Annotated in this window: 12 protein-coding genes; all 12 read left to right on the forward strand. The window is 52.1% G+C overall.

The window, feature by feature from the left end; translation table 11 throughout:
• Positions 1-1,273, forward strand: a 1,273-nt coding sequence (locus tag I2E21_RS11615) for a VirD4-like conjugal transfer protein, CD1115 family (RefSeq protein ID WP_195411432.1), incomplete at its 5' end; no start/stop codon positions are given.
• On the forward strand, positions 1,266-1,478 hold the full coding sequence (locus tag I2E21_RS11620) for a hypothetical protein (RefSeq protein ID WP_005928546.1): 213 nt from the start codon (positions 1,266-1,268) through the stop codon (positions 1,476-1,478). The genes I2E21_RS11615 and I2E21_RS11620, both read left to right, overlap by 8 nt.
• 210 nt (positions 1,479-1,688) lie before the next feature.
• Positions 1,689-1,904 (forward strand): Maff2 family mobile element protein, encoded by a 216-nt coding sequence (locus tag I2E21_RS11625; RefSeq protein WP_005928550.1) that lies wholly within the window; start codon positions 1,689-1,691, stop codon positions 1,902-1,904.
• 16 nt (positions 1,905-1,920) lie between these two features.
• Positions 1,921-2,790 (forward strand): VirB6/TrbL-like conjugal transfer protein, CD1112 family, encoded by an 870-nt coding sequence (locus tag I2E21_RS11630; protein WP_005928553.1) that lies wholly within the window; start codon positions 1,921-1,923, stop codon positions 2,788-2,790.
• 24 nt (positions 2,791-2,814) lie between these two features.
• Positions 2,815-3,225, forward strand: a complete 411-nt coding sequence (locus I2E21_RS11635) for a PrgI family protein (protein WP_005928557.1) — start codon at positions 2,815-2,817, stop codon at positions 3,223-3,225.
• Positions 3,173-5,602 carry a VirB4-like conjugal transfer ATPase, CD1110 family gene (locus I2E21_RS11640; RefSeq protein WP_195411437.1) on the forward strand — a complete coding sequence of 810 codons (2,430 nt, stop codon included), beginning with the start codon at positions 3,173-3,175 and terminating at the stop codon, positions 5,600-5,602. The genes I2E21_RS11635 and I2E21_RS11640 overlap by 53 nt, the downstream gene beginning before the upstream one ends.
• On the forward strand, positions 5,599-6,480 hold the full coding sequence (locus I2E21_RS11645; protein WP_195411433.1) for a site-specific DNA-methyltransferase: 882 nt from the start codon (positions 5,599-5,601) through the stop codon (positions 6,478-6,480). Before I2E21_RS11640 ends, I2E21_RS11645 begins: the two co-directional genes overlap by 4 nt.
• A 38-nt stretch (positions 6,481-6,518) precedes the next feature.
• Positions 6,519-8,585: a CHAP domain-containing protein gene (locus I2E21_RS11650; protein WP_195411438.1), complete on the forward strand. Its 2,067-nt coding sequence runs from the start codon at positions 6,519-6,521 to the stop codon at positions 8,583-8,585.
• Between the two features lie 34 nt (positions 8,586-8,619).
• On the forward strand, positions 8,620-8,877 hold the full coding sequence (locus tag I2E21_RS11655; RefSeq protein WP_005928569.1) for a DUF4315 family protein: 258 nt from the start codon (positions 8,620-8,622) through the stop codon (positions 8,875-8,877).
• A complete protein-coding gene (locus I2E21_RS11660; RefSeq protein WP_195411434.1) occupies positions 8,867-9,565 on the forward strand; it encodes a DUF4366 domain-containing protein in 699 nt (232 codons plus the stop codon). Before I2E21_RS11655 ends, I2E21_RS11660 begins: the two co-directional genes overlap by 11 nt.
• Positions 9,562-11,658 carry a DNA topoisomerase 3 gene (locus I2E21_RS11665; RefSeq protein ID WP_195411435.1) on the forward strand — a complete coding sequence of 699 codons (2,097 nt, stop codon included), beginning with the start codon at positions 9,562-9,564 and terminating at the stop codon, positions 11,656-11,658. Before I2E21_RS11660 ends, I2E21_RS11665 begins: the two co-directional genes overlap by 4 nt.
• Before the next feature lie 202 nt (positions 11,659-11,860).
• On the forward strand, positions 11,861-15,321 hold a 3,461-nt coding region (locus I2E21_RS11670; protein ID WP_195411436.1), incomplete at its 3' end, for a YodL domain-containing protein.

A 15,321-nucleotide genomic window follows, 5' to 3' on the forward strand; every position in this document is an offset into this window, starting at 1 on the left:
CCCGAAAGGAACGGTTTTAATCGAGTGTGGAAAGCTCTTGCAGCGGGGCGGGTACAAAATCAAGGTGCTAAACACCATCAATTTCAAGAAATCCATGCGGTACAATCCCTTCGCCTATCTGCGCAGCGAAAAGGATATTTTGAAACTGGTAAATACCATTATCGCCAACACCAAAGGCGACGGGGAAAAATCCGGCGAGGATTTTTGGGTGAAATCGGAACGGCTTTTTTACTGCGCCCTTATCGGCTACATCTGGTACGAAGCCCCGGAGAATGAGAAAAACTTTACGACGCTGCTTGAAATGATAAATGCGTCGGAAGCCCGCGAGGACGACCCGGAATTTCAATCCCCCGTTGACCTCATGTTTGAACGCTTGGAGGAAAAAGACCCGGAACATTTTGCGGTGCGCCAGTACAAGAAGTTTTTGCTGTCTGCCGGAAAAACAAGAAGCTCTATCCTCATTTCCTGCGGTGCGCGTCTTGCCCCCTTTGACATTCGGGAACTGCGCGAGCTGATGGAAACCGACGAAATGGAGCTTGACACCTTAGGCGACCGAAAGACCGCGCTTTTTGTTATTATCTCCGACACCGACGACACCTTTAACTTTGTTGTATCAATCCTTTACACACAGCTTTTCAATCTGCTTTGTGACAAGGCAGATGATGTGTACGGCGGGCGGCTACCTGTTCATGTGCGCTGTCTGCTTGACGAGTTTGCAAATATCGGGCAGATACCGAAGTTTGAAAAACTCATTGCCACGATAAGGAGCCGCGAAATCTCCGCGTCCATCATCTTGCAGAGCCAGTCGCAGCTAAAGGCTATCTACAAGGACAACGCCGATACCATTGTCGGCAACTGCGATACGACCCTGTTCTTGGGCGGCAAGGAGAAAACGACCCTTAAAGAAATGTCGGAAATCTTGGGGAAAGAAACCATTGACAGCTTCAACACTTCCGAAACAAGAGGACGGGAGCTTTCCCACGGGCTGAACTATCAGAAGTTAGGCAAGCAGCTTATGAGCGAAGATGAAATTGCGGTCATGGACGGCGGGAAATGTATCTTGCAACTACGCGGGGTGCGTCCGTTCTTCTCCGAAAAATACGATATTACCAAACACCCGAAGTACAAGTACCTTTCCGACTTTGACAAGAAAAATGCCTTTGACATGGAAAAGCACTTGCGCCGCCGTCCTGCAATCGTAAAGCCGGACGAGGTATTTGACTATTACGAAGTTGACGAAGCAGATTTGCAGGAGGACACAGAAAATGAATAAGCGTATCAGAAAGAAAAAGGCAAAACAGCAGCTAATCCGGGCTATCAGCGGGCTTGTGGAAGCTGCCGAGGAAATGCAGCGGGAACAGGAACGCAGGACAAGACAGGCAGGTATTTCCTATATCAAGTATATCGAAGCTGTCCGGGAACGGCAGTACGGCATTATGCCTGTCTACACACCACTTTTTGAAAAGGAGGGAGCTTAAAGTAAAAATAATAAACACGGGCTACATGGTACGCGCCCCTACTCCTTGCGCGTATCGCGGCAGGAAGCCGCACCCTTACAACTGAATACCGCCGCGCCGCAGCAACAAACGCAGCGCGGGGACTTATGACCGCGGCAGTTATCGAAAACTGACCGCCGTTTTTTATGCCCTTTTTCGGGCAGCCGCACAGCGGCAGAAAGGAGTTATATTATGGCATTTTTCAACAGCGCAGTAGGCGTTTTACAGACACTCGTTATCGCTCTCGGAGCAGGTCTTGGCATTTGGGGCGTTATCAACCTCTTGGAGGGCTACGGAAATGACAACCCAGGTGCAAAAAGCCAGGGCATGAAGCAGCTCATGGCGGGCGGCGGCGTTGCCCTTATCGGTGGCACCCTTGTACCTCTGCTTTCCGGCCTGTTCGGTTAAGCGGCGGGGTTAGCCTATGCAGAGCATACTTGACGCGATTAACGAATGGATAAAGGAAATCCTCATTGGAGCCATTAACGGTAATCTGTCAACTATGTTCGGGGACGTAAACGAAAAAGTCGGAACTATCGCCGCAGAGGTAGGACAAACCCCGCAGGGGTGGAACGCAGGCATATTTTCCATGATACAGAGTTTGTCGGAAAATGTGATTGTACCCATTGCGGGGCTTGTCATTACCTACGTTCTATGCGTGGAGCTTATCAGCATGGTAACGGAAAAGAACAATATGCACGATATTGACACGTTCATGTTCTTTAAGTGGTTTTTCAAGGCGTGGGTAGCGGTGTATCTCGTTACCCACACCTTTACTATCACTATGGCGGTGTTCGATATGGCGCAGCACGTTGTTTCCGGCGCAGCGGGCGTGATCGGCGGCAATACGAATATCGACGTTGACGCCGCCCTCTCGTCCATGCAAGCCGGACTTGACGCTATGGAAATCCCCGAACTGCTTTTGCTCGTTATGGAAACAAGCCTTGTGAGCCTTTGCATGAAAATCATGTCGGTGCTTATCACGGTTATCCTGTACGGCAGAATGATAGAAATTTACCTTTACTGTTCGGTATCGCCTATCCCGTTTGCAACTATGACCAACAGAGAGTGGGGGCAGATAGGCAACAACTACTTAAAAGCCCTGTTCGCCCTCGGTTTTCAAGGCTTCCTCATAATGATATGCGTCGGCATTTATGCGGTTTTGGTTGGCAGCATGATTGTAGCGGACAACCTGCACAGCGCGATTTTCTCCCTTGCAGCCTACACCGTGATTTTGTGCTTCTCCCTATTCAAAACAGGCGCACTTGCGAAGTCAATATTTAACGCCCATTAAAGACCGAAAGGAGGAGGTTTTCACTTGGCGTATGTACCCGTACCCAAAGACTTATCAAAAATCAAAACGAAAGTCGCTTTTAATCTGACAAAGCGGCAGATTATATGTTTTGCGGCAGCCCTCGCTATGGGACTACCGCTTTTCTTTTTGCTCAAAGACAGCGCGGGAACAAGCATGGCGGCATTTGCAATGATTGTCGTTATGCTTCCCTGCTTCCTCTTGGCAATGTATGAAAAACACGGGCAGCCCCTTGAAATCGTGATAAAGAACGTCATTCAGACAAAGTTTATCCGACCAAAGGAACGCCCCTATCAGACGGAAAATTTTTATGCCGTCATAGAAAAACAACGAAAACTGGAAAAGGAGGTATCGGCTATTGTCAATGGCAGAACGAAAAACCATGACCCGCGCGGTAAAAAATCCCGTGAAGCGTAAGCTGACCCGCGCAGAAAAGAAAGAAATCGCCGCCGTGATACAGGCGGCAAAGGGCGACGGGAAGCCCCGCACCGCACAACAGACCATTCCCTACTTGCAGATGTACCCGGACGGGATTTGCAGGGTAACGGAAAAGAAATACAGTAAAAGCCTTGTCTTTGAAGATATTAACTATCAGCTTGCACAGGCAGACGATAAGACAGCCATTTTTGAAAACTGGTGCGATTTTCTCAACTACTTTGACGCTTCCGTTTCGGTGCAGCTCTCTTTCATCAATCAGGGTGCAAGAAAGGAAAAGGCACAGGCGGCTATCGAAATTCCGGCGCAGGACGACGCTTTTAACTCTATCCGCAGGGAGTACGCGGATATGCTTAAAAATCAGCTTGAAAAAGGCAACAACGGACTGGAAAAGTGCAAGTACATTACCTTTTCCATTGAAGCGGACAATCTTGCGGCGGCAAAAGCCCGCCTTTCCCGTATCGAAACCGACGTACTCAATAATTTTAAGGTGCTTGGTGTAACCGCCCGCCCCATGAACGGACAGGAACGCTTGAACGTCCTGCATGGGATTTTCCACCCGGAGGGCGAGCCGTTCCGCTTCTCTTGGGACTGGCTTGTGCCGTCGGGGCTTTCTACAAAGGACTTTATCGCCCCGTCCTCGTTCCGTTTTGGCGACGGGCGCACGTTCCGCATGGGGCGAAAACTTGGTGCGGTATCGTTCCTTGAAATCCTTGCGCCGGAGCTGAATGACCGTATGCTTTCGGACATTCTCGACCTTGAAAACGGGATAATCGTCAATATGCATATCCGCAGTATCGACCAGAGCGAAGCAATCAAGACTATCAAGCGCAAGATAACCGACCTCGACAAGATGAAGATTGAGGAACAGAAAAAGGCGGTACGCAGCGGGTATGACATGGATATAATTCCGTCCGACCTTGCTACTTTCGGCAGCGAAGCAAAAAATCTGTTGCAGGATTTACAGAGCCGCAACGAGCGAATGTTTCTGCTGACGTTCCTTGTGGTAAACATGGCAGACACAAAACGGAAACTAGATAATGACGTATTTGCTACGGCGGGCTTTGCACAGAAAAACAACTGCGCTCTGACCCGCCTTGACTATTTGCAGGAAGCGGGCTTTATGTCCTCTATCCCGCTTGGGGAGAACCTTATCCCCATTCAAAGAGGACTTACCACATCAAGCACCGCTATTTTTATCCCGTTCATCACGCAGGAGCTTTTTCAGCGGGGCGCAGCCCTTTACTACGGCTTAAATGCGCTGTCAAATAACATGATACTCTGCGACCGCAAGCAACTGAAAAACCCAAACGGGCTTATTCTTGGAACACCGGGAAGCGGTAAATCCTTTGCGGCAAAGCGGGAAATGACAAACGCTTTTCTCATTACTGACGACGATATTATCATCTGCGACCCCGAAGCCGAGTATTTCTCCCTTGTGCAGCGTTTGGGCGGGCAAGTGATACGCCTGTCGCCTGCCGGAAAAGGCATGGACGGCAAGCCCCAGTATGTGAACCCTATGGATATTAACCTCAACTACTCCGAGGACGACAACCCGCTTGCCTTGAAATCCGACTTTATCCTTTCCCTCTGCGAGCTTGTTATCGGCGGCAAAGAGGGCTTGCAGCCCGTGGAAAAGACCGTCATTGACCGCGCCGTTAGGAATGTGTACCGACCTTTCCTTGCAGACCCCGACCCGGCAAAAATGCCGATTTTGGGCGACCTTTACAACGAGCTTTTGAAGCAGCCGGAGCCGGAAGCTGCCCGCATTGCGGCGGCATTGGAGCTTTATGTTTCCGGCTCTCTGAACGTCTTTAACCACCGTACCAACGTGGAGCTTTCAAACCGTCTTGTCTGCTTTGATATTAAGCAGCTTGGAAAGCAGCTCAAAAAGTTAGGTATGCTCATTGTGCAAGACCAGGTGTGGAACCGCGTGACCGTCAACCGCGCCGAAAAAAAGGCAACCCGTTACTACATGGACGAGTTTCATTTGCTGCTCAAAGAGGAACAGACCGCAGCTTACAGCGTGGAGATTTGGAAGCGTTTTCGGAAATGGGGCGGCATACCGACCGCTATCACGCAGAACGTCAAAGACCTTTTGAGCAGCCGCGAAGTCGAGAATATTTTTGAAAACTCTGATTTTGTCCTCATGCTCAATCAGGCACAGGGCGACCGGGCTATCCTTGCAAAGCAGCTTAACATCTCCCCGCAGCAGATGAAGTATGTAACCCACACCGAAGCGGGCGAGGGGCTTATCTTTTACGGAAACGTGGTGCTGCCGTTCATTGACCGTTTCCCGACGGACACCGAGCTTTACCGTCTGCTTACGACAAAGCCGGAGGAAATGAGCAAAGCATGAAAATGGACGTAATCATCAACCGTGACGCCCTCTATGCCCTGCGGGAGCTTCCGAGTGAAAGCGTGAATTGCTGCGTCACAAGCCCGCCTTACTATGGACTAAGGGACTACGGGCTTGACGCGCAGATTGGACGGGAGGACACGCCGGAGCAGTATATCGGGCGGCTTGTAGAAGTATTCCGGGAGCTGCGCCGGGTACTCAAAGACGACGGGACATTTTGGCTGAATATCGCGGACACATACTGCGGCAGCGGCATGAAAGCGGGCTGCAAGCAAAAGGATTTAATCGGTATTCCGTGGCTTTTAGCCTTTGCCCTGCGCTCTGACGGGTGGTATTTACGCAGCGATATTATCTGGCTGAAAGAAAACCCCATGCCGGAGAGCTGCCGCGACCGACCGAGCCGCTGCTATGAGCATATCTTTTTACTGACGAAATCAAAGAAATACTACTATGACGCTGCCGCCATTGCGGAGCCAATCGCGCCGGGAACGGCAGCGCGGTACAGGCAAGGGCGCGGCGCAGGACACAAATACGCCGAGGAAGTACCGGGACAGGGCAAGGTACAGGGTATCAATAAAGCCCGCAGCGGCGGCTATTATGACGACGCCCTTATGCCGACCACAAGGAACAAGCGGGACGTTTGGATTATCAATACCGTACCGTATAAGGGCGGGCATTTTGCCGCTTATCCCCCGAAACTTGCGGAAACGTGCATACTGGCGGGCTGTCCGGCGGGCGGCGTTGTCCTTGACCCGTTTTTCGGCAGTGGTACAACCGGGCTTGCAGCGAAAAGCCTTGACCGTCGCTATATCGGGATTGAACTGAACGCCGAGTATTGCGCCCTTGCAGGGGCGCGGATTGGAGGTGGTAACACTTGAAAGACCCATTAAAGCCCCGTGATAAAATCACGCAGAAAATGACCCGCGACGGGCTTGTAGAAGTAAACGAAACACAGCAGACCGCCGAGCGTATCAGCAAACGGACGCAGGACGCGGATTTTCAGAAATCCCCGGAGCAACAGACAACACAGGACGCGGCGGCACAGCTTAACCCGGTATCTGATACAATCCCGCTTCCCCACGCGCCGGGAGCTGCCCCCAAAGCGGACACAGGCAAAACGGAGCGCGTCATGGAGCATATCGAAGCCGCCCATACCCGCAAAGCGTCTAAAAAAGCGGTACGCAGGGCGCAGGCAGAAGCTACCGCAGGGACGAAATCTTCCCGGCTGCAATTTACTGATGAAGAACTTTCTACCCCGGAGCTTGAAAAATATATCAAGAAATCCGACAAAGCCGCCGACCGCTTGGATAAGGCAAAGGCGGCTATCCCCAAAGAAAAGAAACTGGTAAAAGAGCGCACCTTTGACGAAACCACCGGGAAAGGCAAGACCCGCCTGCACTTTGAGGAAAAGGACAAGCCACCCGGATTTAAGGAGAAGCACAACCCACTATCCCGCCCCACACAGGAAGCCGGGATTTTGGTACATAACAAAATCCATTCTGTCGAAAAGGATAATTCCGGCGTGGAGGGCGCACACAAGAGCGAGGAAACCGCAGAACGGGGATTGAAGTACGGGGCGCGGAAAATCAAGCAGGGCTACCGCAGCCATAAACTGAAACCCTACCGGGAAGCGGCAAAGGCAGAAAAAGCGGCTTTTCGGGCGAATGTGGATTTTCAGTATCACAAGACCCTGCATGAGAATTCGCAGCTAACCAGTAACCCCATTTCCCGGTTTTGGCAGAAGCAGAAAATCAAGCGGCAGTATGCAAAGGAAGCCCGCAATACCGCAAAGGGCATCAAGGGCGCGGCAGAACGCACCCGCAAGGCGGCAGCCAAAGCCGCCGAGAAAACGAAGCAGACCGCAGCATTTGTGGCAAGGCACCCGGCGGGTGTGGCAATCGCTGTCGGTGTGCTGCTGCTCTTTATCATGGTTATGTCCGGGCTGTCCTCTTGTGGGGCAATGTTTTCCGGCACCTTAAACGGCGTGCTTGGAACGTCCTATACCTCCGAGGACAGCGACCTTGTGGAAGTGGAAAACAGCTACGCCGGATTGGAAAACGAGCTGCAAAGCAGGATTGACAATATCGAGCGCGACAATCCGGGCTATGACGAGTACCGCTATGACCTTGCAAATATCGGACATAACCCACACGAATTAGCGTCCTATCTGACCGCAAAATATCAGAGCTACACCCGCGCCGAGGTACAAAGCGAATTACAGCGGATTTTCAATCAGCAATATAAGCTGACCTTGACCGAGGAAGTGGAAATACGCTACCGGGAGGAAGAACGCACCGACACATGGACAGACGAGGACGGCAACGAGCATACGGACACCTACACGGTACAAGTGCCTTATGAGTATTACATCTTGAACGTCAAGCTGACGAATACCCCACTATCCACCATTGCGGAAAACAATCTGACCCCGGAACAACTGGAAATGTACCGGGTGTACTTACAGACAAGCGGGAACAAGCCCCTTATCTTTGGCGGCGGCTCTCCCGACACTTCCGCGTCGGAAGATTTAAGCGGCGTGGACTTTGTAAACGGAACGCGCCCCGGCAATACCGCTATCGTTGACCTTGCAAAACGGCAAGTCGGAAATGTGGGCGGCTATCCGTATTGGAGCTGGTACGGCTTTAATTCCCGCGTGGAATGGTGCGCCTGTTTCGTGTCCTGGTGCTACGGGCAAATGGGACTTTCCGAGCCGCGCTTTGCCGCCTGCCAGTCGCAGGGTATTCCGTGGTTTACTTCTCACGGACAATGGGGAGCGCGGGGCTATGAAAACATTGCCCCCGGCGACGCTATCTTTTTTGACTGGGATTTAGACGGCAGCGCAGACCATGTAGGACTTGTTATCGGCAGGGACGAAAGCCGCGTCTATACCGTGGAGGGCAATTCCGGCGACGCCTGCAAGATTAAGAGCTATCCCCTTGACTATGCCTGTATCAAAGGGTACGGGCTGATGAACTGGAACTGACACATTTTTTGAAAATCGAAAGGAGAAAAATTTTATGGCAATGAGTAAAATCGAAAGAATTGACAAGGAAATCCAAAAGACCCGTGAGAAAATCACGGAGTATCAGAACAGGCTGCGCGGACTGGAAGCACAGAAAACCGAAGCGGAAAATCTGCAAATCGTTCAGCTTGTGCGCTCTATGCGCCTTACCCCGCAGGAGCTTACCGCTATGCTTGCGGGCGGAGGTATTCCGGGCATTGCCCCTATGCCCGCAGACTATGAGGAACAGGAGGACAATGCAGATGAAGAATAAAATCCTTGCAAGCCTTACCGTACTTTGCGCCGCCCTTGTCCTTGTGGGCGGCTTTTCCGTTACCGCCTATGCACAGACCCCGACGGAAGAAACCGACGACAGCGGCGTAATCGTGGAAACCGAGCCGCAGCCCTTGACCCCGGAGGGCAACATGACCCTTGTGGACGACATTGACGGGGAAGCTGCCGAGGATAAGCAGTTTATCGTCGTGAAAAGCAAAGGTGGCAACTATTTTTACATTATCGTTGACCGGGCAGCCGAGGGGGAAAATTCCGTCCACTTCCTAAATCAAGTAGACGAAAGCGACCTTATGGCGATTATCGGGGAGGAACAGACCGAACAACCCCCGGCTGTCTGCAACTGTACCGAGAAATGCAAGGCGGGCGAAGTAAACACCGCCTGCCCCGCCTGCTCTGTCAACATGGATAGCTGCACAGGCAAGGAAGCCACGCCGGAGGAACCCGCCGAGCAGGAGCAGCCCCAGAACGGCATGGGCGGGCTTTTGATTTTCCTTGTCGTGGGCTTGCTTGGCGGCGGCGCAGCCCTCTACTACGTTAAGTTTATGAAACCGAAACAGAACGTGAAAGGCAGCACCGACCTTGACGAGTTCGATTTTGACGAATACGACGAGGACGAGCCGGAAGAAGCTGACAGCGCAGACACCGAACAGGAGGACGAGGAAGAATGAAACTTGTGATTTGTGAGAAACCCAGCGTCGGGGCGGCGGTTGCCGCCGCCCTTGGCGTAAGGGAGAAGAAAGACGGATATATCGAGGGGAACGGTTATGTTATCTCTTGGTGTATCGGGCATTTGGTAGGACTTGCGGAAGCTGCCGCCTATGGGGAACAGTACAGGAAATGGAGCTATGACAGCTTACCCATTCTGCCGCAGGAATGGCAGTACACCGTAGCCGCCGACAAGGGAAAACAATTCAAAATCTTGAAAGACCTCATGCACCGCGCCGACGTTTCGGAAGTCGTGAACGCCTGCGACGCGGGGCGCGAGGGAGAATTGATTTTCCGATTTGTCTATGAAATGGCGGGCTGCAAGAAACCCTTTACCCGTCTTTGGATTTCCTCTATGGAAACGGACGCAATTCGAAGCGGCTTTGAACATCTGAAGGACGGGCGCGGGTATGACACCCTCTATCATTCCGCACTATGCAGGGCAAAGGCTGACTGGCTTATCGGTATCAATGCGACCCGCCTTTTCTCCTGCCTGTATGGAAAGACCTTGAACGTGGGACGTGTGCAGACCCCGACCTTAAAAATGCTTGTAGACCGGGACGCTGCCATTACAAACTTCAAGAAAGAAACCTACTATCATGTGCGCCTTATGCTCCCCGGCGCAGAAGCGGCAAGCGCGAAGATCTGCGCCGCTGATGAAGCGGGCAAACTGAAAGCAGCCTGCGAAGCGTCGGCGGCTGTCTGTACTTCCCTTGTGAAAGAAAAGAAAACCATTGCCCCGCCGAAGCTCTTTGACCTTACCAGTTTACAGCGGGAAACAAACCGTATCTACGGGTACACGGCAAAGCAGACCCTTGACCTTGCACAGACCCTCTATGAAAAGAAGCTCTTGACCTATCCGAGAACGGACAGCGCATTTCTGACCGATGACATGGGAGAAACAGCGACGGGCATTATCGCGCTGCTATGCGGGAAGCTGCCCTTTATGGCGGGCATTTCCTTTACGCCGGAAGTTTCCCGCGTTCTGAACAGCAAAAAGGTATCAGACCACCACGCAATCATTCCCACTATGGAGCTTGCAAAGGCTGACCTTACCGCGCTGCCGGAAAGCGAGCGCAATATCCTTACCCTTGCCGGGGCGCGTCTGCTTATGGCGACCGCCGAGCCGTACAGTTTTGAAGCGGTAACGGCGGTTTTCTCCTGCGCCGACCATGAATTTACGGCAAAGGGAAAGGCGGTAATCGCTGCCGGGTGGAAAGACATGGAACGGCTTTACCGGGTGACCCTCAAAAAGAAGCCGGACAGCGACGACGAAAACGAACTTGTTTTAGATGTGCCGGACTTTACCGAGGGACAGACCTTTGAAAACCCTGCTGCAAAGGTTACGGAGCATGAAACGACGCCGCCGAAGCCCCACAATGAAGCGTCCTTACTTTCTGCTATGGAACGCGCTGGGAATGAGGACACCGACCCGGACGCAGAACGCCGGGGGCTTGGGACGCCCGCTACCCGCGCCGCTGTCATTGAAAAGTTAGTAAAAGGCGGCTTTATCGAGCGCAAGGGCAAGCAGCTACTTCCTACCAAAGACGGCACAAACCTTGTGTGCGTCCTGCCGGACAGCTTAACTTCTCCGCAGCTTACGGCTGCATGGGAAAACAATCTGACGCAGATTGCAAAGGGTAACGCTGACCCTGCCGCTTTCATGCAGGGTATCGAAGCAATGACGCAGGAGCTTGTAAAAACCTATGCTTCCGTGTTGGGTGAGAAACAAGAGCTTTTCAAGACAGAAAAAACAGAGCTTGGAAAGTGTCCCCGCTGCAAGTCCCTGGTCTATGAGGGAAAGAAAAACTACTACTGTTCCAACAAAGAGTGCGGCTTTACCATGTGGAAAAATGACCGCTTCTTTGAGGAACGAAAAACCGCCTTTACCCCGAAGATTGCCGCAGCACTTTTGAAATCCGGCAAGGCAACAGTCAAAAAGCTGTATTCTCCGAAAACAGGAAAAACCTACGACGGAACGGTGCTTTTAGCTGATACGGGCGGTAAGTATGTGAACTACAAAGTAACCATTTCAAAGGACAAAGAACTGGAATAGCAAGCATAGGAAGCGGGTACCCACTTCCGTAAAATCCCTGCCACTCATGTAGAGCTTGGCGGGGATTTTGCTTGTTGGGAAGTTTCCCAAACCCTCTAAAAATCCTCAAAAATCTTTGGCAGAAATGCGGGCGCACCGTAGTAGGACTATGTAACCACAAACGCAGCGTCCGCGCTGCCATACGCGAAAGGAGGTTTTACACATGGCAAGTTTGCGCGACAGCGTAAAGGACTATCAAGAGGAACTTAGGGACGGTATTGCATGGGTAGCATTTTGGAAACAGGGACGTTCATGGAACGCCGAGCTGTTTCATCTTGAAGTGGACGGTACTTTAGAACCGTTTGACAGGAGCCGGTTAGAGGAAATCAAAGCGGCTGACCCCGCCGCCGTTATTCTAAACGGCTACTACTGCGGGCATTTAGGCGAGAATATGAGCCTTGACGAGCTGACCGCCGGAGTGCGCTATCACTATGAAAACGGCAGGAATGACCTTGACGGTTTTATCGGGGCGCATGACGACAGGCTTCCCCCGGAGGTTATCGAGGAAGCAAGAGCCGCCGCCCATGCAGCGGGGCTTCCCTTTTCCGAAAAGCCCTACCGGGACGGGGAAGATTTTGACCCTTATATATTTGACGGAAGCATGAGCATTGAGGACTACGAACTTATGCACCGCATGATTGAAAAAGAAAGGAGCGAGCAAATGGACGAATGGAAAACAGGTTATTCCTCATACGACCATGACAGACTGGAAGCCGCCGACAAGATGAAGATTGAGCGCGGTATCTATTTTGACACGAAAGGCGCGGATATTTCCCCGCTGACCGCCTTACCTCTTGCCGAGCTTGTGAAGCTGCGGGAGGAAAGCGCGGCTGCGGAACAGACCGTTTTTGAAAATCTGAAAGTACAGGCTTCCGCATGGGAGGAACAGGCAGGAAAGACCTTGCTATTTGACAAGGCGATTGAGTATGCGAGAATACCCGAAGTGAAGCATACGGCGAACAAGTGGCAGGACGAGGACAACGACCGCCACACCATCAGCAACCGGGTATATAAAATGAGCTACCATGTGTATGAAAATACCCGCTACGACAGAAAAGCAGAGAAATCTATCCCGTACTCCTATACGTTATCTTGGAACATCTACACCAACAGCCCCCACGGGTACGGACAGGCAAAAATTGCCGGACAGGACAGAAAGGTATTTGCTGACCGGGCAGCTATGGAAAAATATCTGAACGGGCGTATCAAGGCGTATGAAAAACTTTTTACGGAAATCTCCCCGGCTATCCCGCCGGAATACGCGGAACAGTTTAGGGTAAACGGACAGCTCTTACCAGGCTACACCGTAGAGGGCGAGGAAATCAAGCAGCCCGCCGCCGACATTTCCGCCGCTGCACCGAGAACCGAACCGGGACAGGAAACGGAACAGTTTGCAATCCTGATTGACAGCCGCACCCGCTTTGAAACGGGAGAACCGGGTGGCTACTGGCTTTCCATGCCCGCCACAAAGGAAGAACTTCACAAAGCTATGCGAAGCGTCGGCATTACCGCTGACAATCCGCAGGATTTTTTCATTCATGGGTATTCTGACCGGGAGGACAGACACATTGCCCTGCCGTATGACATGGTATGCGCGGCACAGGTGGACGAGCTGAACTTCCTTGCGGCAAGACTGGAAACCCTTGACGCTTCCGGGATTGCCGCGCTGAACGCAGCCACGCAGCGCAGGAATGGTTTTGAGAATATCGGGCAGCTCATTGACTTTACCTATAACGAGGACTTTTTCGTGCATATCCCCGAAGTCCACACGCCCCGCGAATTGGGCGATTATTACCTTAACAAATCCGGCATGGTGCAAATGCCCGCTGAATGGAAAAACAGCATTGACCCTATCGCCTTTGGACGAAACGCCGCCGCGCAGGAAAAAGGCAGCTTTACGGAATACGGCTACCTTGTGGAAAGCGGCGACGAATGGGAGAAACACTTTGAGGGACGGGACGTGCCGGAGGAATACCGCATTATGAGCTACCCGCAGCCGACCATCGAACTGGACGCAGCCCCGGCAGTACAGACGGCGACCATTCCCGAAGCACAGCAGCAGGAGCCGCGCCCGGTTATCCCTATCGTGCTGACGAGCGAGAAGCCAGCCGAAAAGCTCAAAGAGATAACCGACCGCTTGGAGCAAGGCATTACGGAGCTGTTCGACAGCGAGCGTTACAAGGAATATCTGCGCGTCATGTCAAAGTTTCATAATTACAGCTTTAACAATACGCTGCTGATCGCCATGCAAAAGCCCGACGCTTCCCTTATCGCCGGATTTTCCGCATGGAAAAATAACTTTGGACGAAACGTGATGAAAGGACAAAAGGGTATCAAAATCCTTGCCCCGTCGCCCTTTAAGATTAAAAAGGAACTGGAGAAAATCGACCCGCAGACGGGAAAAGCCTTTATCGGCAAGGACGGAAAGCCCGTAACCGAGGAAAAGGAAATCACAATCCCCGCCTTTAAGGTGGTATCGGTCTTTGACGTATCGCAGACCGAGGGAAAGGAAATCCCCGACATTGCCGTAAATATGCTGACCGGGGACGTGGAGCATTACAAGGACGTTTTCGCTGCCCTTGAAAAGACTTCTCCTGTTCCTGTCGGCTTTGAAAAAATCGAGGGCGGCGCACATGGTTACTACCACTTGGAGGACAAGCGTATTGCCCTTGATGAGGGCATGAGCGAGCTGCAAACCTTAAAGACCCTTATCCATGAAATCGCCCATGCGAAGCTGCACGACATTGACCTAAACGCCCCTTTGGAGGACTTGGAGAACAGACCCGACCGCCGCACCCGTGAGGTGCAGGCAGAAAGTATTGCCTATACCGTGTGCCAGCATTACGGGCTTGATACTTCCGATTATTCCTTTGGGTATGTTGCCGGGTGGAGTGCCGGACGGGACCTTGCCGAACTGAAAAGCTCCCTTGAAACAATCCGCAGCACCGCAGCGGAAATCATCAACAGCATTGATGAACATATCGCAGAGCTGCAAAAGGAACAGGCGCAGGACGCTCCGAGGGAGAAAGCCGCCATGCAGGAGTACATTTACAAGATTGAAGCCAACCCCCGCACAACGGGCGACAACGACCGCTTTTTCCTGCAAGCCTATCTCCCGCAGGAAAACGGCAGGGCAAAAATCGGGGACGTGCTGTATATCGGCAGCCTTGCAAAATGCCGGGAACTCATGGGCGGGCTGAACGCCGGAGAGCTGACGCAGGGAGAAGTAAAGGAGCTATATGCAAAGGCGCAGGAAGCCGAAGCCGACAAAGACACCTTTTCCATTTATCAGCTAAAGCAAGGGGACGAAACGCGGGACTTCCGCTTTGAGCCTTACGACCGCCTGCAGGCGGCGGGAAATGTGGTTGATAAGGCAAACTATGAGCTTGTCTATTCCGCAGAGCTTACGCCGGGTACTTCCCTTGAAGATATTTACACCCGTTTCAATATCGACCACCCGAAAGATTTTAAGGGACACAGCCTTTCCGTTTCCGACGTGGTAGTGCTTCATCAGAACGGACAGGACGCGGCGCATTATGTTGATAGTTTCGGCTACAAGGAAGTGCCGGAGTTTTTGCAGGAGCAGACACAACAGCCGGAAAAGATAAACCCGCTAAAGCACGT

It is taken from the genome of Ruminococcus sp. BSD2780120874_150323_B10 (assembly GCF_015553695.1).
In the GTDB taxonomy this organism is placed as follows: Bacteria; Bacillota; Clostridia; order Oscillospirales; family Acutalibacteraceae; genus Ruminococcoides; species Ruminococcoides intestinale_A.